Below are 19,041 nucleotides of genomic sequence, written 5' to 3'. Positions count from 1 at the left end.
TCGCGGGGTGTCCGCGGGCCGGCATGCGCGAGCAGGCGGGCGAGGCGCTCGGGGTTGCCGGGCGGGCGTGGGGGCTGCGGCTCACGGCGGCCCGCCGCCGGGCGCACCCAGGCGCGGGCGCGCGAGCGAAGGGCAGCCAGCCGACGTCGTCCCACCTGCACGCCTCGCGCTCCCTCTCCGGATGTGCCCTCGTCCGTCCGACGGTCGCGTGACGCGGGGGGCCCCGATGTGGCGGCGAGACTATCGCCCGGCCGGGCCTCCCGTGCGGCCCTCGCGGAGCTCGTGTCGGCCGGGACCTATGCTCGTCGGCGGTCCCGTGCCGAGAGGAAGCGCAGATGACGATCGCAGTGACCGGGGGCGCCGGCTACATCGGCGCCCACGTGGTGTCGGCACTCGAGGCGGCGGGGCGCGACGTGCTCGTCGTCGACGACTTCTCGACCTCCACGCGCGAGCGCGCCGCCGGACGGGCGCTCGTCGAGCTGGACCTCGCGGCGCCGGGCGCCGCCGACGCGCTCACGGCGGCGTTCACCGACCACGGCGTCGACGCCGTGGTGCACCTCGCGGCGAAGAAGCAGGTCGGGGAGTCGGTCGCCGAGCCGGTCTGGTACTACCAGCAGAACGTGGGCGGCCTCGCCGCGGTGCTCGACGCGTCGCGCGTCGCGGGGTGCCGCCGGCTGCTGTTCTCGTCGTCCGCGGCGGTGTACGGCGAGCCCGCGGGCGGCGCGGTCGACGAGTCCGTCGTCCCGCTGCCCATCAACCCGTACGGCGAGACCAAGCTCGTCGGCGAGTGGCTCGCGCGTGACGCCGGCCGCGCGTGGGGGCTCGAGCACGTCGCGCTGCGCTACTTCAACGTCGCGGGCGCGGGGCGGCCCGAGCTGGGCGACCCGGCGGTGCTCAACCTGGTCACGATGGTGCTGGACCGGCTCGAGCAGGGCCTCGCGCCCGTCGTGTTCGGCACGGACTACCCGACGCCGGACGGCACCTGCGTCCGCGACTTCGTGCACGTCCAGGACCTCGCCGAGGCGCACGTCGCGGCGCTGGCCGCGCTCGAGACGGGCGGGCTCCCGTCCTCCACCTACGACGTGGGCACCGGCCGCGGCGCGTCGGTGCGCGAGGTGCTCGCCGCGCTCGCCGACGCCAGCGGGCTGGACACGACCCCCGAGACGACGGGCCGCCGGCCGGGGGACCCCGCGGTGCTCGTGGCGCGCGCCGAGCGGATCCGCGCCGAGATCGGCTGGGCGCCCCGGTTCGGGCTCGACGACATCGCGGCGAGCGCGTGGGCCGCGTGGCGCGCGCAGCGGGCGCGGGGCGTCGAACCCGTGCGGGCGGCTCGATGACGGCGGGGGCACACGCTCCGCATATGCTCGTCGACGGTCCGTGCCGCCCGACGAAAGAACGTGCATGCCCCCGAGAGTGATGGCCGTCTACGGCACCCGGCCGGAGGCCATCAAGATGGCGCCGATCGTCCAGGCCCTGCAGGGGTCGGCCGTGGGCGTCGACGTCGTCGTCACGGGCCAGCACCGGCACATGCTCGACCAGGTCAACGCGGTGTTCGGCATCGAGCCCGACGCGGACCTCGACATCTTCGCGCACGGCCAGGGGCTCGAGGCGGTCACGTCGCGCACGCTCGACCGTCTGACGCCCGTGCTGCGCGAGCGCGAGCCCGCGGCCGTGATCGTCCAGGGCGACACCACGTCCGCGTTCGCCGCCGGGCTCGCCGCGTTCTACCTCAAGATCCCCGTGATCCACGTCGAGGCGGGCCTGCGCACGCCGACCATCTGGTCGCCCTTCCCCGAGGAGGGCAACCGCCGTCTGCTCAGCCGGATCACGACGCTGCACCTGGCGCCCACGCCGACCGCGCGCGACAACCTGCTCCGCGAGGGCACCGACCCCGCCTCGATCGCCGTCACCGGCAACAGCGTCATCGACGCGCTCCTGACGACGGCCGGCACGAGCCGGCCCATCGCGGACCCGACGCTGGCCGCCACCGACCTCGACGGGCGCCGCGTGGTGCTCGTGACGTCGCACCGGCGCGAGTCCTGGGGCGAGCCGATGGCCCGGACGGCGCGCGCGCTCGCGCGGGTCGCGGACAGCGAGCCCGACGTCACGATCGTCCTGCCGCTGCACGCCAACCCGCGGGTGCGCGACATCTTCGTGCCGGCCCTCGCGGGCCGCGCGAACGTCGTGCTCACCGAGCCCCTCGGCTACACCGACTTCGCGCAGCTGACGGCGCGCGCCGAGGTCGTCGTCACCGACTCCGGCGGCGTGCAGGAGGAGGCGCCGTCGCTGGGGAAGCCGGTGCTCGTGCTGCGCGACGACACCGAGCGCCCCGAGGCGGTCACGGCGGGGACGGCGAAACTGATCGGCACGGACGAGCAGCGGGTCGTCGACGAGATCGAGCGGCTGCTGCACGACGCGGCGCACTACGCGACGATGGCGAACGCCGTGAACCCGTACGGCGACGGGAAGGCTGCGGCGCGCAGCGTGGCGGCGATCGAGCACCTGCTCGGCGTCGGGGAGCGGCTCCCCGACTTCGCCGGCTGAGCGGCGCGCATCTACGGTGAGCGCGGTCGGTGACGCCGACCGGGACGGAAGAGGGGACGTGCAGGGCGTGGTGGACGATCTGACGGTCGCGGTCGTGGGGCTCGGGTACATCGGGCTGCCGACGGCGGCGATCCTGGCGGCGAACGGTGTGCGGGTGCACGGCGTCGACGTGAACCCGCGGACGGTCGAGGCGGTGGCGGCGGGCGAGGTGCCGTTCGTCGAGCCAGACCTGGCCGGCTACGTCGCGCGCGCCGTGGCGGACGGCCTGCTGACGGCCGGGACGCAGGTGCCCGAGGCCGACGTCTACATCGTCGCGGTGCCGACGCCGTTCCTCGAGGACCGGACGCCCGACCTCGGCTACATCCGCTCGGCGGCCCAGGCCATCGCGCCGCGCCTCAAGGCCGGTGCGCTCGTGATCCTCGAGTCGACGTCGCCGCCCGGCGCGACGCGGCAGCTGCTCGACTGGCTGCTGGCCGAGCGACCCGACCTCGTGGACGCCGACGGCGCCTCCCAGGTGCTCGCCGCGCACTGCCCCGAGCGCGTGCTGCCGGGCCGCGTCATGGTCGAGCTCGTGACCAACGACCGGATCGTCGGCGGGCTCACGGCCGAGGCCGCCACGCGCGCGAAGGCCGTGTACGAGATCTTCTGCCAGGGCCAGATCCTGCTGACGGACGCGACGACCGCCGAGATGGCCAAGCTCGTCGAGAACTCGTTCCGCGACGTGAACATCGCGTTCGCCAACGAGCTGTCGCTCATCTGCGACCGCCTCGGCCTCGACGTGTGGGAGCTGATCGAGCTCGCGAACCACCACCCGCGCGTCAACATCCTCCAGCCCGGCCCCGGCGTCGGGGGCCACTGCATCGCCGTCGACCCGTGGTTCATCGTGGCCAGCGCCCCCGAGCAGTCGCGGCTGATCCGGACCGCGCGCGAGGTGAACGACGACAAGCCGGGCTACGTGGTGAACCGCGTCCTCGCCGCGATCGAGGACGTCGCCGAGCCGGTCGTCGCCACCCTCGGCCTCTCGTTCAAGGCCGACATCGACGACCTCCGGGAGTCGCCCGCCCGCAAGATCGTGGCCGAGCTCGCCGACGCCGCGCCGACCGCCGCGGTGCGGGTCGTGGAGCCGCACGTCACGGCCCTGCCGCCCGAGCTCGCGAACCGGCGCAACGTCGAGCTCGTGACGCTCGGCGAGGCGGTCGCGCAGGCCGACGTCGTGGTGCTGCTCGTCGACCACGCCGCGTTCCGCACCGTCCCGCACCTCAAGGACGGCGCCGTCGTCGTCGACACCCGCGGCGCCTGGCGGTGACGACCGCGGCGCGCGGTGCGACGTTCGACGAGCAGCCGCCGCTCGTCGTCACGAACATGTACCCGACGGCCACCGAGCCGTACCGGAACGGGTTCGTGCACCGCCGCGTCGTCGAGTACGCGCGCCAGGGCCTCCGCTGCGACGTCTACGTCGTCCGGCCGGACGAAAGCCTCGAATCCTCGGAGTACGAGTACGAGGGCGTGCGGGTGACCGTCGGAAATGCGGACGACTTCGATCGCGCCGTGTCCCAGATGTCGCGGCGCGTGTACCTCGTGCACTTCGCGAACCCCGAGATGATCCGGCCCGTGCAGAAGCACGCGCCGCAGGCGCCGGTGGTCGTGTGGATCCACGGGTTCGAGGCCGAGGCCTGGCACCGTCGCTGGTTCGGGTTCGTCGACTCGTCGCGCTCGATCAGGGCTGCGCTCGAACGGCGCACGGAGTATTTCGAGCGGCAGAACCGCTTTCTCGCGTGGCTCATCAGCACCGACGAGCTGACCGTGGACACGGTGTACGTCTCGGACTGGTTCAAGCGAAACATCGTCGAGCCGGACCTCAAGGTTTCCTCGCGGCATCCGCACATCATTCCGAACTTCGTGGACACCGAGCTCTTCGCTTATCGCGAGAAAGAGCCGGGCGCCCGGACGAGAATACTTTCCCTGCGTCCTTTCGCGTCGCCCAAGTACGCGAACGACCTCACGGTGGCGGCAATCCTCGAGCTGTCGGGTCGGCCGAGCTTCGACGAGCTCGAGTTCACCGTCATCGGTGACGGGGCGCTGTTCGACCGCGTGACGCGACCGCTGCAGGACCTGCCGAACGTGACCCTCCGCCGCGAGCTGCTCGAGCAGAGCGAGATCCCGGCGCTGCACGCGACCGCCGGGGTGTTCCTCGCGCCGACGCGGTTCGACTCGCAGGGGGTGTCGATGTCCGAGGCGATGTCGAGCGGGCTCGTGCCCGTGTCGACGGCCATCGCGGCGATCCCCGAGTTCGTCGAGGCGGGCGTCACCGGCCTGCTGGCGCCGCCCGAGGACGCCGTGGCGCTCGCGGACCACGTCGAGCGACTCCACGAGAGCCCGGAGCTCTTCGCGCGGCTGTCGCAGGCCGCCAGCGCCGGCATCACGCAGCTGGCCGGCTACGACGCGACGGTCGCCCGGGAGATCCACCTGGTCCGGGCGCGGATGGAGGGCAGCGGCGGTGAGTGACGACATCGACTGGCGGTCCGCCTACGACTTCCTCCTCACGCAGTACGAGCTCACGCTGCGCGCGGTGGCGGGCTCGCTCGAGGAGGTCGAGCAGCAGCTCGTGGCGGCGCGCAGCCCGCGCCTCATCGACGTCGCGGTGCGGTGGGTGAACGAGAACAAGATCGAGATCGTGGCGCGCGCGAGCGGGCCCGAGACCGAGTACGCGTTCGAGATCACCGACGAGGACGGCGGTGCCCGCCGACGCGGGTGGGGGATCGCCAACTCGATGCAGGTCCCCGCGTCGCCCGGCAAGACGATCCTGTGCCGGGTCCGCGCCCGGGCGGTCGGCACGTGGACCGACGTCGAGCTGACGGTCCCGTTCCACTTCGAGGGCGAGCAGGACTAGCGCAGCAGGACTAGCGCAGCAGGACTAGCGCCGAGGCCGCCGGCCAGGGGGTCTCGGGGAGCTCAGGGCTCGAGGTCCTCGCGGACGACCAGCTCCACGAGCGTCGCGGCGCTCACGGCGGTGCTGCGCTCGAGGCGGTCGACCTGTCGCGCGAGGTCCCGAGTGAGCGCCGTCAGCGTGGCGATCGAGCGGCGGTGCTTGTCCAGCGTCACCTGGTACGCCTCCTGGGCGCGCAGCACGCGCCCGAGCGTCCGGCGCGCGAGGAGCGCGAGGAGGACGGACGCCCCGGCGATCGCGCCGAGCGCGAGCGCGAGGACCGCTCCGGCGGGCGAGTCGAAGGCGATCCAGCCGAAGACGGCGAGCACGAGGACCGCGACGAGGCCCGCCCCCGCGACCACGCGGCGGTCGCGGAGCAGCCGCAGCACCCGCGCGCGAGGCGTGCGCGCCGCGCCGGACTTCTTCTTCGCGGGCTTCACCACGACGGCGACGGGCTCGTCGACGCGCGGCGCCGCGGGCGTGGCGGGCTCGGCCGCCGTGCGACCGAGGGCGACCGCGAGCGCCGTGAGGACCGGTCCGGCGGGCTGGCCCTGGCCCGGCGCGCAGACGGTGACGAGCGCGACGCCCGAGACGGCGTCGATGCGCTCGAAGCCGAGGTCGGTCTCGCCGCCCGCGACGCTCGCCGGGGTGACCGCCACGACCACGCGCTGCGGCGCCTCCGCGAGCTCGAGCAGCCGCCGCGCGATGCCTGCGGCGGTGCCGAGGTCGGCGACGAGGACCTGGACGTCGGAACCCGCGACGCCGGTCGTCGCGAGCTCGTCGAGCCCCAGCACCGTGACGTCGTCGAGCTGCCGGATCAGGTCGCCTGCGAAGGGGGAGTCGACGGTGTCGGTCACCAGGACCGACGCGTGCGACGGTGCGTGCGTCGGCGGCGCACCTGCGCCCGTGGCATTCACATGTTCCTCCGGATCGCATCCTGCACGCGGCGGTCACGAGCTCGGCGTGCGGTCGCGTCATAGTACACTCGCGCCTCGTGGAATCCGCCGCGACCTCTACGGCGCTCACCGAAAGCAATGATCGCGAATCTCGCGTGTCCGTGATTGTTGCGACGTATCTGGGCGCCGAAAGAATTGCGGGAGCGCTCCGCAGCCTCGTCAATCAGTCGCTCGATCCGGGCCGTTTCGAGGTCGTGGTCGTCTCGAACGGCCCCGAGGACGGCACGCCCGACGTGGTGCGCCGCTTCCGCGCCGAGCACCCCGAGCACGACATCCGGGTCGTGCGCACGTCGCGGCCGGGCGCGTCGAACGCGAGCAACGTCGGGCTGGCGAGCGCGCGGCACGACTACGTGACCTTCGTCGACGACGACGACTTCGTCAGCCGCGACTTCCTCGCGGGGCTGCTCGCGCACGCGGCGCCGGACGTCGTCGTGGCGGCCGCCTTCGGTGACCACGTCCCGGGGTCGCGGACCGTGGACTTCGGCGGCTACCTGAACCGCTCCGTGCTGCGGTACGCCGGCTCGACGGTCGGGTTCGACGAGCTGCACCACGCGGCGTCCGCGCACGCGGGCAAGCTCGCCCCCACGCGGTTCGCGCGGCAGGTGCGCTTCAACCCGGAGCTGGCCAGCGGGTACGACGTCGCGTACTGGTCGGAGCTGTTCTCGCGGTTCGGCCTCGACCTGCGCGTCGTCCCCCTGAGCGCGCACGCGGTCTACTACCGGCAGCTGCGCGAGGGGTCGGCCTCGCGGACGCTGAGCCGGCGCTTCGTCACGGAGCGGCTCATCGCGATCGGTGTCCTCGACCGTCTGCGCGAGGAGCACCCTGCCTACGCCCGGACGCTGTCGGCGCTGGCGAGCGGCCAGGCGACGCACATCGGCCGCTACCTGCGGGACCACCCCGACGAACGGCACGAGGTGTTCGCCGAGATCGCGGAGCGCGGCCTCGACGAGGACTTCCCGTACCACTCGATGAACGCGCACGCGACGACGGAGCTGGTGATCTCGTACGGCTTCCCCCCGTACCAGGACACGTCCGCGATGGTCGTCGCGCGCCGCATCGCGCTGGCCGACCGCCCGGTCGACGTCCTGACCCACACGATGCGGGGCATCCGCTCGGTCGACGAGCGGTCGCTGGCGCTCGTGCGACGGTCCGTCGGGCGCCGGATGACGGTGCACGGCACGCCCTCCTTCGCGGGCTGGGCCGGCATCGAGCGGTTCGCGACCGAGGGCATGAGCCGCATCGCCGCGCGCGAGGCGGAGCTCGGCGCCTACGAGTCGGTGTACAGCCGGGCGATGTGGCCCGCGGCGCACGTGCTGGGGGCGCTGTGCAAGGCGCGCAACCCCGAGGTGTCCTGGACCGCGGAGTTCTCGGACCCGCTGCTGCACGACGCCGAGGGCCGCGTGCGCGAGTCGGTCGTCGGCCCGTCGGAGATCTTCGACGAGATCGAGGCCGCGTGCGCCGCGCGCGGCGTCGCCCCGACCACGAGCCGCAACCTCTTCGAGTGGCTCGAGAAGATCGCGTTCGCGCTCGCGGACCGGGTCGTCTTCACCAACGTGAACCAGCGCGCGTACATGCTCGAGCACACGCCGGCCCGCGACACGGTCGAGCGTGCGCTCGAGGTGTCCGAGATCTCGCCGCACCCGACCCTGCCGCCCGAGTACTACCGGCTGGCGCCGAGCGGCTACCGGCTCGACGCCCGCAAGGTGAACATCGGCTACTTCGGCGTCTTCTACTCGGTGCGCGGCGTGGGCGACCTGCTCGCGGCGATCCAGGGCCTGTCGCCCGACGAGCGTCGGCGCGTGGCGCTGCACGTCTTCACGGACAAGCCGGACGAGACGCGCGCGGTCGTCGACGCGGCGCGCGTCGGCGACGTGGTCGTCGTGCAGCCGTACATCCCGTACTTCGAGTTCCTCGAGCTCTCGACGCACTTCGACTGGCTCGTCGTGGCGGACGCCCGCGTGGCGCACACGCACGGCGTGAACCCGTACCTGCCCTCCAAGCTGAGCGACTACCGCGGCTCGGGTGCCCGCATTTGGGGCCTCGTGGAGCGGGGGAGCGTGCTCGACACGCTCGACCTGGATGCCAAGACCGAGCTCGGGGACGTCGATGCCGCACGCGAGATCCTCCGGAACACCTCGTCCCGTGTCACCGCCTAGCCTGGGCCCCGTGCAGAGGACGTCGCGGTGACCGGTCAGTCGGGCAGCGGGCGGCACGGCGTCTCCGTCGTGCTGACCGTGGAGTCCGCCGACGCGGCGCTGGCGGAGACGCTCGCGGACCTCGCCGCCCAGACGCTCGACCCGGCGCGGTTCGAGGTCGTGGCCGTGGTGGCCGACGACCGAGCGGCGCAGGCGGTGGCGTCGTGGCGCGGCACGGTCGCCGTCCCGGTCCGGACCGTCGCGGTCGCGGACGCGCGCTCGGGCGGCCGACGGTGGGGCATGGCCGCGGCGCGGCAGCGTTACGTGACCGTCGTGGAGCCGGGCGAGCGTCTGGGTCCCCGTCACCTGGAGCTGTTGCTCGCGGCGGCGCGTCCGGGCGCGGTGGCCGTGGCGCCCGTCGCGACGCGCACGCTCGACGGCGCCCGGCACGCGCGGACGCGGGCGACCGTGCAGCTCATCGGCTGGGCGGGCGGCCAGACGACGTTCGCCGAGCTCCCGGCCGCCGCCGCGCACGGACTCGGTCGGATCGTCGAGACGGAGTGCGCGCGCTCGGTCCCCGCCGACCTCGCGGGCGAACCGCTCGTCGCGTGGTGGGCGTACGTCATCGCCGCGGGCGAGCTCCGCGTCCGCGTCGTCGACGACGTGCTGGGCGCGACGGTCGTCGAGCCCGCCGGCCCCGCGACCGCCCCCGAGCGGGTCGCCCGGCACCTCGACGCGATCGAGGCGGTGCGTCGGCTGGATGCGCTCGTGCCGGACGCGGTGCCCGCGCTCGATCGCGTCGTCGAGCTCGAGGCGGGCGCGATCGGCGCCCTCGTCAACGGGTCCCCGGAGGCCTGGCGCGACGCGTCGTCGGCGGCGGAGGCGCGCTCGATCGCGCGCTTCCCGCGGGCCGAGCTGAACGCCGGCGCGGCACGCGACCTCGTGATCGCCTACGCGTTCGCGCCGTTCGTCGACACCTCGGCGACCGTCGTCGCGCGGCGGGTCGCGGTCGGTGGACGACCGGTCGACGTCGTGACCCAGGACATGACGGGCAGGTGCGCGGTCGATCCCGCCGCCGACCTGCTCGTGGACGACGTGGTCGGTCTCCGCATGGTGGTCGGCGGCCCGCCGGCGTGGGCCAGCTGGCGGCACATCGAGGCGTTCACGCGCGGGGCGATCGAGCAGATCGAGGCCCGCGAGGCGCTCGCCGGCCGGTACGACTCGGTCTACAGCCGCGCCATGTGGGCCGCGTCGCACGTGGTCGGCGCGCTGTACAAGGTCCGTCACCCCGAGGTGCCGTGGGTCGCGGAGTTCTCGGACCCGCTGCAGTTCAACGCCGAGGGCGAGCGTCGGCTGGGCCCGATCACCGCGAGCGCGATCTTCGACGAGATCGAGGCGGCCTGCGCGGCGCGGGGTGTCCCACGGACCGAGAGCCGGAACCTCTTCGAGTGGGTCGAGAAGATCGCGTTCGCGCTCGCGGACGAGGTCGTCTTCACGAACCCGAACCAGCGACGGTTCATGCTCGAGCGCAGCCCGGTGCCGGCCCTGGTCCCGCGCGTGAGCGAGCGGTCGCGCATCGCACCGCACCCCACGCTCCCGGCGCGGTTCTACGACCTCGAGGCGAGCGACTACCGGCTCGACCCCGGCACGGTGAACCTCGGCTACTTCGGGGTCTTCTACTCGGTGCGCGGCATCGGCGACCTGCTGCTGGCGCTCGACGGGCTGACCGACGAGCAGCGCGCGCGCGTCGTGGTCCACATCTTCACCGACAAGCCCGACGACGTCCGGCCGCTCGTGGCTGCGCACCCGGCGGCGGCGTCGGTGCGGGTCGGACCGTACGTGCCGTACCTCGAGTTCCTCCACCTCTCGACGCGGTTCGACTGGCTCGTCGTCGCCGACGCACGTGTCGGCGCGATCCACGGCGTCAACCCGTACCTGCCGTCGAAGCTGAGCGACTACCGCGGGTCGGGCGCCAAGATCTGGGCGCTGTACGAGCCCGGCAGCGCGCTGAGCCGCGAGCAGGTGGACGCGCGCTCCGAGCTCGGCGACCCGGAGGCGATCCAGCTCGCGCTCGAACGCGTGCTCGAGCCGGCGCCCGACGGGCTCGCCGTCACGCCGCCCGCCGACCGGGGCGCCCGGTGACGCACCTCGGCGCGCCGGGAGCGGGGTCCGCGTGAGCCGGTGGTCGGGCCTGCGCGGCAAGGTCGCGCAGGCGCTCGAGACGCGGCAGCCGCACGACGACTCGCCGGTGCTGCTCGCCGCGGTGCACGACGGCCGGACGCTCGACGTGGTGGTCCGCGCGGCCGCACCGGCGTCGCTGGTGCTGACGTGCGGCGACGCGGTCGTCGACGTCCCGCTCGACGACGCGGGCGCGGATGCGGTGCGCGGGCTGCTCGACACCGCGACGCTGCCGTGCGCCGGCACGTGGTCGGTCGCCCTGCGCGCCGGGGACGGCGCCGCGATGCCGCTCGCGCACCGTCCGGAGCAGCGTCAGGACGGACCCGCCCGCGCGCAGGACGGCCCGCTGAGCCTGCTCGCGGCCAGGGTGGCCCGGCTGGCCGCGGGGACGGGCGGCCGGCTCGTGCTCCACGTCGAGGACGTGCAGCCGCAGCCCCTGGTGGTCGACGTCGTCGCGACGCCCGAGGGCGTCGTCCTGGGCCTCGGCGGACCGGTGGGCGACGGCGACGAGGTGGTCGCGCGGTCCGACGACGGCGGCGCGGTGGTGCTCGGCGTGGTCGCGGGCGGCGCCGCGCGGTGCCCGCTCTCGCGGCTGACCGCCGACCCCCACGGCCCGGTCGCGTGGCGCGTGGTGCTGCGCCGGGGCGGGACCGAGCACGCGCTGCGGTTCCACGTCGGCGACCTCGGACGACCCGGTGCGGCCATCAAGTTCCCGGCGCTCGACCTGGCGGAGAACGCGGGCGTCGTGCGCCGGCGCCCCGTGCTCGCGGGTGGCGCCTTCGCGATCGACGTGCGCGTGCAGGGAGGTGGCGCGTGAGGATCGCGTTCCTGGTGGGCTCGGCTCCCGCGGCGTCCGGGCCCGACCGGGTCCTCGCCGACGTCGCCGCGTGGCTCGCGCGGCACCACGACGTCGAGCTCCTCGCGCTGCGCCCCGGCGCGGGCCACGCAGCGCCGGTCGACCGGCTGGCCGTACGCGTGCTCGCACCCGCCGGTGAGCGCGAGGGGGCGGGCCCGTCCCGCCTGGTGCCGCGAGCCTGGGCCACGGGGTTCGACTCCTCGACAGACGCCGCGCTCGACGCTGCGCTGCGCGACCTGCGCGCCGACGTCGTGGTCGCCGCCTCGGACGTGCTCGCGGGCCTCGCGCTCGACCTGCTGCCGCGCGGGACGCGCGTCGTGCTGCACGCGACGTCGGCCGCGACGGGAGCGGGCACGGGTCCGCTCGACGTCCACGGTCCGCGGCTCGCGGCCGTGCTCGCGCCCTCGGCCGCGGTGCGCGACGCCGTGGTCGAACGACTGCGGGAGCTCGCACCGCCGGTCGACGCCGTGGGACCCGTGCTGCCCGCGGGGCACCTGCCGCGTGCGGGTCGCGTGAACCCGCTGGTCGTGGCCGTCGCCGGCGTCGGTGCCGACGAGGGCACGGCCGACGTGATCGCGGGGTTCGCGCACGTCCGACGCGCCCACCCGGACTGGCGGCTGCGCGTGCTCGGCGGCTCGGCGTGGCGCGAGGCGTGGCAGCGCCTCGTGTGGCGGCACCGGCTCGACGGAGCGGTCGACCTCGTGGGCGACGTCGCCGACGTCACCGCCGAGCTGGCGAAGGCCAGCGTTCTCGTCGCGGCCACGGACGGTGGGGGAGACCTCGTGACGGGGCTCGCGGTGGGTCTTCCCACGGTCGTGCGCGCGAGCGGCGCGGCGCCGGGTGCACCGTCGCTCGTCGTCCCCGACGGCTCCGCCGGCGGAGTCGGCGCGGGCATGCGTGCGCTCGTCGGCGACCGCGCGCTCGCGGACCGGCTCGCGGCCGAGGGGCTGAGTGCGGCGGCGTCCTTCGACGTGGACGCGGTCGGGCCCCGCTGGCTCGAGGTGCTCGAGGCGGTGGCGGCCGGGCGGGCCTGGAACGCCACGGTGACGGCCCCGGTCGAGCCGCCGGCGCGGCGCGCGGCCCGTGGACCGGTCGCGCACGTCGAGGACGCGCTCGTCGCCGCCGTCCGCGACGCGTGCGCGCGCGCGGGGTTCGCGGCGGCCGTCGTCGAGCGCGAGCCCGGTCCGGGCCGGGTCGTGGCCGTCGACGCCGGTGCGCGTCCGGTCGTGCTCGACGCGCTGCGCACCGCCCCCGGTGCGGCGGACCTCGCCGTGAGCGGCACGCTTCGCGGTGACGCGGTGCTGGTCGACCCGTGGTCGCCGGCGGCGGGCCCAGCGCCCGCGGCGCTCGCGCAGGCCGACACGATCACGGCCCACCGCGCGGGCCGCGTGGGCGGCGTCGCGAGCGCGGACCTCGTGGTCCAGGCCTGGCGTGCCGACGGCGACCTGATGGTCAGCCCGGGCCCGAACCGGCGCGCGCAGCTCGTGGGCACGGACGCGTGGCGGCGGTGGGCGGCGGAGACGGGCGCGGCGCACGTCGAGCCCGAGTACCCGTTGTGGGACGAGGTCACGTTCCCCGTCGACGTCGTCTACACGTGGGTCGACGGCACGGACGCACGGCTCGCGGCCGAGCGCGCCGAGCACCTGACGCGGACGGGGCGTGGCTCGGCGGACGACGGCGTGCGGGCCGCGCGGTTCGCGAGCCGCGACGACCTCTACTACTCGCTGGCCGCGGTGCGGCGGAACCTCCCGTGGGTGCGCCGGGTCTTCCTCGTCACGGACCGGCAACGGCCCGAGTGGCTCGAGCGGCTCTTCCCCGAGGTCACCGTCGTCGACCACCGCGAGATCTTCCCCGACCCGTCGGTGCTGCCGGTGTTCAACTCGCACGCGATCGAGGCGTGCCTGCACCGCGTGCCCGACCTCGCGGAGCACTTCCTCTACCTCAACGACGACGTCATGGTGGTGCGCCCGCTGCCTGCGGGACGCTTCTTCACGTCGACGGGAGCGCCGAGGTTCTTCCCGTCGACCGTGAAGATCGGGTACGCGACGCCCGACGACCAGCCCCACATGCAGGCCGGCGAGCGCAACCGCGAGATCGTCCGCCGCGAGCACGGCGTCGAGATCGTCGAGGCGCTGCAGCACACGCCGCACGCCCACCGGCGCGACGTCCTGCTCGACCTCGAGCGCCGGTTCCCCGACGACGTCGCCCGCACGCGCGCGTCCCGCTTCCGGGCGGGCTCCGACCTCGCGCTGCTGTCCTCGCTCGCGCAGTACCTCGGCTTCCTCGAGGACCGCTACCAGCGCGACGAGATCGCGTACCGGTTCTTCCCTGTGCGTTCGCTGTTCTCCGCGGCGACCGTCGACGCCGTCCTCGCGGACGAGCTGCTCGACGTGCTGTGCCTCGGCGAGCCCGGCGCGTCGGAGCGCGCGCGCCCGGGCACGGAGGAGCGGCTCACGGACTTCCTGGCCGCGCTGCTGGACGTGCCGACGCTCGCGCAGGCGATCGCGCAGGCGCCGGCCTGACGCGGGCGGCCGACGGACGCCGGGCCGCACGCCCGGCCGCCGAGGGCGGCGTGGACAGCGTCGACGGACGGGGCGCCGGGAGCCGCTCGACTATCCTGCCTCGGTGCCCTCGAACGTCCTCGTCCGTGCTCGTCGTGCCCCCAGGAAGCTGCTCCGTCGCGTGCTGCCACCGACGCTGCACCCCGCGGTCGGGCTCGACGCCGCACCCGAGCTCGCTCGGATCCGCTACGCGCTGACGGGGACGACGCTCGAGCTCGACGGTCTGTACGCGGCGCCCGGCGCGCGCGTGCTGGGGCTCGAGGCGACCGTCTCCGGCGGGCTCACCAAGTTCGACGCCGCGAACGAGCGGTCGGACGGCGGCGCGTTCGTGTTCCGCGTCGACGTCGCCTCGCTGGCGACGACGCTCGGCCTCGAGCAGGAGGCGAACGTCGAGCTCTGGCTCGTCGCCGAGGCGCCGACCGGCCGCGTCCGGACCCGGCTCGGCCGGTTCACGTCGACGCAGCGACCCGCCACGCCGCAGGTCACCGAGGTCGACGGCGTGCGGGTCGCGGTCGAGACCACCCTGCGGCACAACCTCGTCCTGCGCTTCGGGCCGCCGTCCCCGCGCCGGCCCGCCGTGACGACGCGCCGGATCCAGCCGACGCGCGCCGGCCGGCTCCACCTCGAGCTCGAGGTGGGCGCCGACGACGTGCCGGCCGAGGACGTCGCCCTCCTCGCGGTCGGCCGCCAGACGCACGAGCGGTACCTCGTGCCGCTGCCCACGCCGACGGCCCACGTGCGCAGCTCGAGCTACGGACGGCTCGTCGTCGACGTGCTCGCGGACGTCGACCTCGGCGCCGCGCTCGACCGCATGGGCGACGTGGAGGACACGCTCGACCTGTTCGTGGCCCTGCGGCCCGGTGCCGACGACGAGGTGCTCGCCCGCGTGCCCGGCGTGCGCGGCCTGCGCGGCCGGCGCCTGCGTTCCGCTCCCGTGCCGCGCGGCGACGGCTCGGACACGACGCTGCTGGTGCCGTACCTGACGTTCCGCGGCCGCAGCCTCAGCTACCGCATCGAGCGGTTCACCACCGCGAACTACCGCTACCTGCGCCGCCTGTCGCGCCTGGGGTGGGTGTTCGTCCTGACGCGGCCGTTCACACGCGTCTGGCTGATCGGCGAGGTCCCGTACAAGGCGCAGGACAACGGCTTCCAGCTGTTCCGCTACGTGCGCCGGACGCACCCTGAGCGCCGCGCGTACTACGTCATCGACGCCGGCTCGCCCGACCGCGCGCGCGTCGCCGAGTTCGGCAACGTGGTCGACCGCTTCTCGCGGGAGCACATCCGGGCGACGTTCATGGCGTCGCGCCTCATCGGCTCGCACCACGCGGAGTACCTGCTCGCCTCGCGCGACCGCCGCGCGGCGCGCTGGGCGCGCGGTGTGCGCGTGTTCCTCCAGCACGGCCCGACGGCGAGCAAGAACGTGGTGCCGAACTACGGTCGCCAGGGCACCGCCGAGCGGCCGACCGAGCGCTTCCTCGTCACGTCCGACCTCGAGAAGCGGATCGTCGTCGAGGACTACGGGTACCGCCCGCACCAGGTGAGCGTCACGGGCTTCGCGCGGTTCGACCAGCTGTTCGCGCGCGACGTCGAGCGCGAGCCCGTCGTGCTCGTCATGCCGACGTGGCGCGACTCGCTGATGCTCGAGGACGTCTTCCTCGCGAGCGACTACTTCGCCAACTGGCACGGCTTCCTGCAGTCGCCCGCGCTCCAGGAGCTGCTCGGCCGCGCGGGGCTGCGCGTCAAGCTCGTGCTGCACCCGAACATGCGCAAGTACGCCGACCACTTCGAGTCGGACCTCGTCGAGCTCGTGCGCCAGGAGGAGGTGGACGTCCAGCGCCTGCTCAAGTCGAGCGCGGTGCTGATCACCGACTTCTCGAGCGTGTCGTGGGACTTCAGCTACCTGCGGCGCCCGGTGCTGTTCTTCCAGTTCGACCGCACGGAGCTGGTCGGCAAGCGCGCGCCGCACATCGACTTCGACACGATGCTCCCGGGCCCGATCCTCGACACCCCGGACCGGCTGGTGGCGGCCCTCCAGGACGCGGTCGACCGCGACCTGACGATGACCGACGAGCACTACGCGCGCGCCCGCGCCTTCCTGACGTACGACGACCGCAACAGCTGCGCGCGCATCTACGACGTGGTGCGCCGCTCCTGGAACGCGAAGGTCGCGCTCGAGCGCGTGCGGAACAACCCGACGGTCCAGCTCGGGTGGCGCGTGTTCCGGCGCAGCCCGCAGTACTGGCCCGTCGTCCGCGCGCTCGCATGGTTCGGGCGGCTGCTGCCGCGCACCGACGTGGTGCTGTTCGAGGCCGACCGCGGCATGGGCTACGGCGACTCGCCGCGCTACCTCTACGAGCGGCTGTGCGCCCGCGAGCACGGGCTGCGCCTCGTGTGGGCGAACAACACGACGCTGCGCCTCACCGACCCGAGCACGGTCAAGATCACGCGGCACTCGGCGCGCTACTGGTGGACCGCGTCGCGCGCCCGGTACTGGGTCAACAACCAGAACTTCCCCGCCGAGCTGCGCAAGTCGCCGCGCACGCGATTCCTGCAGACGTGGCACGGCACGCCGCTGAAGAAGATGCAGCACGACGTCGAGAACATGCTCGGTCGCGACGAGGAGTACCAGGCGCGGGCCGCGCGCCTGACGAGCTACTGGGACGCGCTCCTGTCCGCCAGCCCGTACGCGACGGCGGCGTTCCGCAGCGCGTTCCGGTACGAGGGTCCGATCCTCGAGCGCGGCTACCCGCGCAACGACGTGTTCTCGTGGCCGGGCGCCGAGCAGCGCGTGGCCCGCCTGCGGGCGCGGCTCGGGCTCGTCGACGACCCGCGCCGCGTGGTGCTGTACGCCCCGACGTTCCGGGACGACGCCCGCGACGGCGTGCACTGGCGGCACGACCTGGCGCTCGACCTCGGCCTGCTGCGTGAGCGCCTCGGCCGCGACGTGGTGCTGCTCGTGCGGTTCCACCAGCTCGTGCGCGACCAGCTCCCGGCCGAGTGGTTCGACTCCGACTTCGTGGTCGACGCGTCGCGCTACCCGGACGTCCAGGAGCTCCTGATGGCCTCGGACGTGCTCGTGACGGACTACTCGTCGCTGTTCTTCGACTACGCGGCGCTCGGGCGTCCGATGGTCTTCTTCGCGTACGACCTCGAGCGGTACCGCGACCAGCTGCGCGGCTTCTACCTGGACTACGACTCGCAGGTGCCGGGGCCGATCGTGACGACGAACGAGGCGCTGGCCGACGTGCTCGCGGACCTCGACGCCGCGTGGGCGCCGTACGTCGACCGCCTCACCGAGTTCCAGCGGACGTACGGCCCGCTCGACGACGGCGGGGCCAGCGACCGCGTGCTCGACGAGTTCTTCCGTTCCGCGATCGGCCCGGCCCCCGCCGGCGTCGACCTCAGTCGGTCGGCGCGACCGGTGCCGAGGTCTGCCGTCGGATGAGCCGCGACGCGCGGCGCGCGACCGAGCCCGAGACCCGGGCCTCGACCGCGGTCAGGCGCTGCGCGAGCCCCTCGTTCGCGGCCCGGAGGGCGTCGATCTCGTCGCCGCGCCGGCCGAGCTCGCGGTAGAGCCAGTCGGTGCGGTCGAGCGGGTGCTTCTTGGGTGCCCGCGTGACGGCGTGCACCGGGCCGGGGAGCTCAGCGGCCGCGACGCGGGCGTCGTAGCGCTCCAGCTGGCCGGGGTCGTCGAGCGCGTGCTCGAGGCCGTGCCGGTGGAGGTACGACTCGAACGTGCGCCAGCGCTCGGGGTGCCCCGCGTTGAACGCCGAGTAGTCCGCCTGCTCGTAGAAGTGGGTCGCGTCCTCGTGCGCCTCGACGTCGGTCACCAGGCGGTGCGGGATGCCGTGGTAGCGCGCGAGCTCGAGCGTGCGCGTGTCGTGGGCGAGGAGCAGCGCGGGCGTGCCGGCGAGGACGGCGGCGACGTTGCCGTGGATGCGGTCGCCGAACGCGAAGTCGATGGTGCGCTCGTACGCGATCCACGGCTCGGGGTCGACGAAGAACCGCGCGAGGTCGTCACGGAACACGGGGTGGCTCGGGTGGAACGGCATGGGGTCGGGCTCGGGGAAGTCCGCGAGCTGCGTGCCCCAGAGCATCAGGCCGAGCGTCTCGTGGTCCTGCGGCACGTAGCGCAGGTTCCGGAACTTGCCGACGTGCCTGCCGAGGACGGCCGCCATCTCGCCGACGCGCGGCGTGACCGAGAAGCTCACGCGTGCGGACCGGTCGATGGTCTCGGTCGGCTTCTCGACGCGGACGTCGGGGCCGTGCAGGAACATCGACGGGCAGCCGATGACCTCGACGTCGCGGAAGCCGAGCCGGCCGAGGTAGTCGGCCGTCAGCTCGCCGCGGACGCCGATCGACGGCGAGTGGTCGAGCACGGCCTTGACGAAGCGGCGCACCGCGTCGTCGACCACGGGGTTCGGGCGCGCCTCCTCGCCGACCTCGGCCTGCATGCCGATCGACAGGATCGTGACGGGGACCGTGAGCCCCTCGATCAGCGACGTGAGGATCTCGAGCTGCCGCAGGAAGCCGCGGCGGAACGAGTTCGCCATCGGCAGCACGACGTGGTCCCACTGCTCGTTGACGCGCTCCGGGCGCTCGCCGCGCAGCCCGAGGCCGCGCGACACCACGGTCACGTCGGAGCGCGTGAGGAGCCGGTGCGACGCGTAGCTGAACAGGAGGTTGCCGCTGTTGCCGCCGTACACGTTGGTCGCGTAGGTCGTCTCGGGCGACAGGCGGACCCAGGGGTCCTTGCCCGAGCGCAGCAGGATCCGCTTCACGTCTGCCTCTCGTCGTGGTGGGGCCCGACCACGCGCCGCGACCGGGGAACATTCTTTGCGAGTTGCCTGGATGAGTCCAATGCGCCTGCCCGGAGCCCGCGGTG

General features: G+C 74.2%; 12 protein-coding genes. 10 read left to right on the top strand and 2 right to left on the bottom strand.

The annotated features are described in order from the left end of the window. Positions 1 to 335: 335 nt before the first annotated feature. The 5 genes from galE to QRT04_RS03745 all read left to right on the top strand — a co-directional run bounded on the left by galE (position 336) and on the right by QRT04_RS03745 (position 5,434). Positions 336 to 1,337, top strand: coding sequence for a UDP-glucose 4-epimerase GalE (galE, locus tag QRT04_RS03765; protein WP_289453601.1), 1,002 nt, complete (start codon positions 336 to 338; stop codon positions 1,335 to 1,337). A 64-nt stretch (positions 1,338 to 1,401) separates the two neighbouring features. Beyond that, positions 1,402 to 2,544, top strand: coding sequence for a non-hydrolyzing UDP-N-acetylglucosamine 2-epimerase (gene wecB / locus QRT04_RS03760; RefSeq protein ID WP_289453599.1), 1,143 nt, complete (start codon positions 1,402 to 1,404; stop codon positions 2,542 to 2,544). A gap of 67 nt (positions 2,545 to 2,611) precedes the next feature. Then, a complete protein-coding gene (gene wecC / locus QRT04_RS03755; protein WP_289453598.1) occupies positions 2,612 to 3,850 on the top strand; it encodes a UDP-N-acetyl-D-mannosamine dehydrogenase in 1,239 nt (412 codons plus the stop codon). Continuing rightward, positions 3,847 to 5,049 (top strand): glycosyltransferase family 4 protein, encoded by a 1,203-nt coding sequence (locus tag QRT04_RS03750; protein ID WP_289453597.1) that lies wholly within the window; start codon positions 3,847 to 3,849, stop codon positions 5,047 to 5,049. Before wecC ends, QRT04_RS03750 begins: the two co-directional genes overlap by 4 nt. Then, positions 5,042 to 5,434: a hypothetical protein gene (locus tag QRT04_RS03745; protein ID WP_289453595.1), complete on the top strand. Its 393-nt coding sequence runs from the start codon at positions 5,042 to 5,044 to the stop codon at positions 5,432 to 5,434. Before QRT04_RS03750 ends, QRT04_RS03745 begins: the two co-directional genes overlap by 8 nt. A 62-nt stretch (positions 5,435 to 5,496) precedes the next feature. On the opposite strand, the gene QRT04_RS03740 is transcribed toward QRT04_RS03745, so the two are convergent. After that, entirely contained in the window at positions 5,497 to 6,327 is an 831-nt protein-coding gene (locus QRT04_RS03740) for a hypothetical protein (protein WP_289453593.1), read from the bottom strand. Positions 6,328 to 6,521: 194 nt separating this feature from the next. Between QRT04_RS03740 and QRT04_RS03735 the strand changes: the two genes are divergently transcribed. The 5 genes from QRT04_RS03735 to QRT04_RS03715 all read left to right on the top strand — a co-directional run bounded on the left by QRT04_RS03735 (position 6,522) and on the right by QRT04_RS03715 (position 17,601). Further along, positions 6,522 to 8,582, top strand: a complete 2,061-nt coding sequence (locus QRT04_RS03735; protein WP_289453592.1) for a glycosyltransferase — start codon at positions 6,522 to 6,524, stop codon at positions 8,580 to 8,582. 27 nt (positions 8,583 to 8,609) lie between these two features. After that, positions 8,610 to 10,703 (top strand): hypothetical protein, encoded by a 2,094-nt coding sequence (locus QRT04_RS03730; protein ID WP_289453590.1) that lies wholly within the window; start codon positions 8,610 to 8,612, stop codon positions 10,701 to 10,703. Positions 10,704 to 10,734: 31 nt separating this feature from the next. Further along, positions 10,735 to 11,556: a hypothetical protein gene (locus QRT04_RS03725; protein ID WP_289453588.1), complete on the top strand. Its 822-nt coding sequence runs from the start codon at positions 10,735 to 10,737 to the stop codon at positions 11,554 to 11,556. Beyond that, positions 11,553 to 14,117 (top strand): stealth conserved region 3 domain-containing protein, encoded by a 2,565-nt coding sequence (locus tag QRT04_RS03720; protein ID WP_289453587.1) that lies wholly within the window; start codon positions 11,553 to 11,555, stop codon positions 14,115 to 14,117. The genes QRT04_RS03725 and QRT04_RS03720 overlap by 4 nt, the downstream gene beginning before the upstream one ends. A gap of 103 nt (positions 14,118 to 14,220) precedes the next feature. Next, positions 14,221 to 17,601, top strand: coding sequence for a CDP-glycerol glycerophosphotransferase family protein (locus QRT04_RS03715; protein WP_289453585.1), 3,381 nt, complete (start codon positions 14,221 to 14,223; stop codon positions 17,599 to 17,601). On the opposite strand, the gene QRT04_RS03710 is transcribed toward QRT04_RS03715, so the two are convergent. Further along, a complete protein-coding gene (locus tag QRT04_RS03710; RefSeq protein WP_289453584.1) occupies positions 17,558 to 18,937 on the bottom strand; it encodes a polysaccharide pyruvyl transferase family protein in 1,380 nt (459 codons plus the stop codon). The two genes, QRT04_RS03715 and QRT04_RS03710, sit on opposite strands and share 44 nt — an antisense overlap. Positions 18,938 to 19,041: the final 104 nt, after the last annotated feature.

It is taken from the genome of Cellulomonas alba (assembly GCF_030362835.1).
GTDB classification, from domain to species: Bacteria; Actinomycetota; Actinomycetes; order Actinomycetales; family Cellulomonadaceae; genus Cellulomonas; species Cellulomonas alba.
The sequence above is the reverse complement of the archived record's forward strand: the minus strand, read 5'-3'. Positions and strand labels throughout refer to the sequence as shown.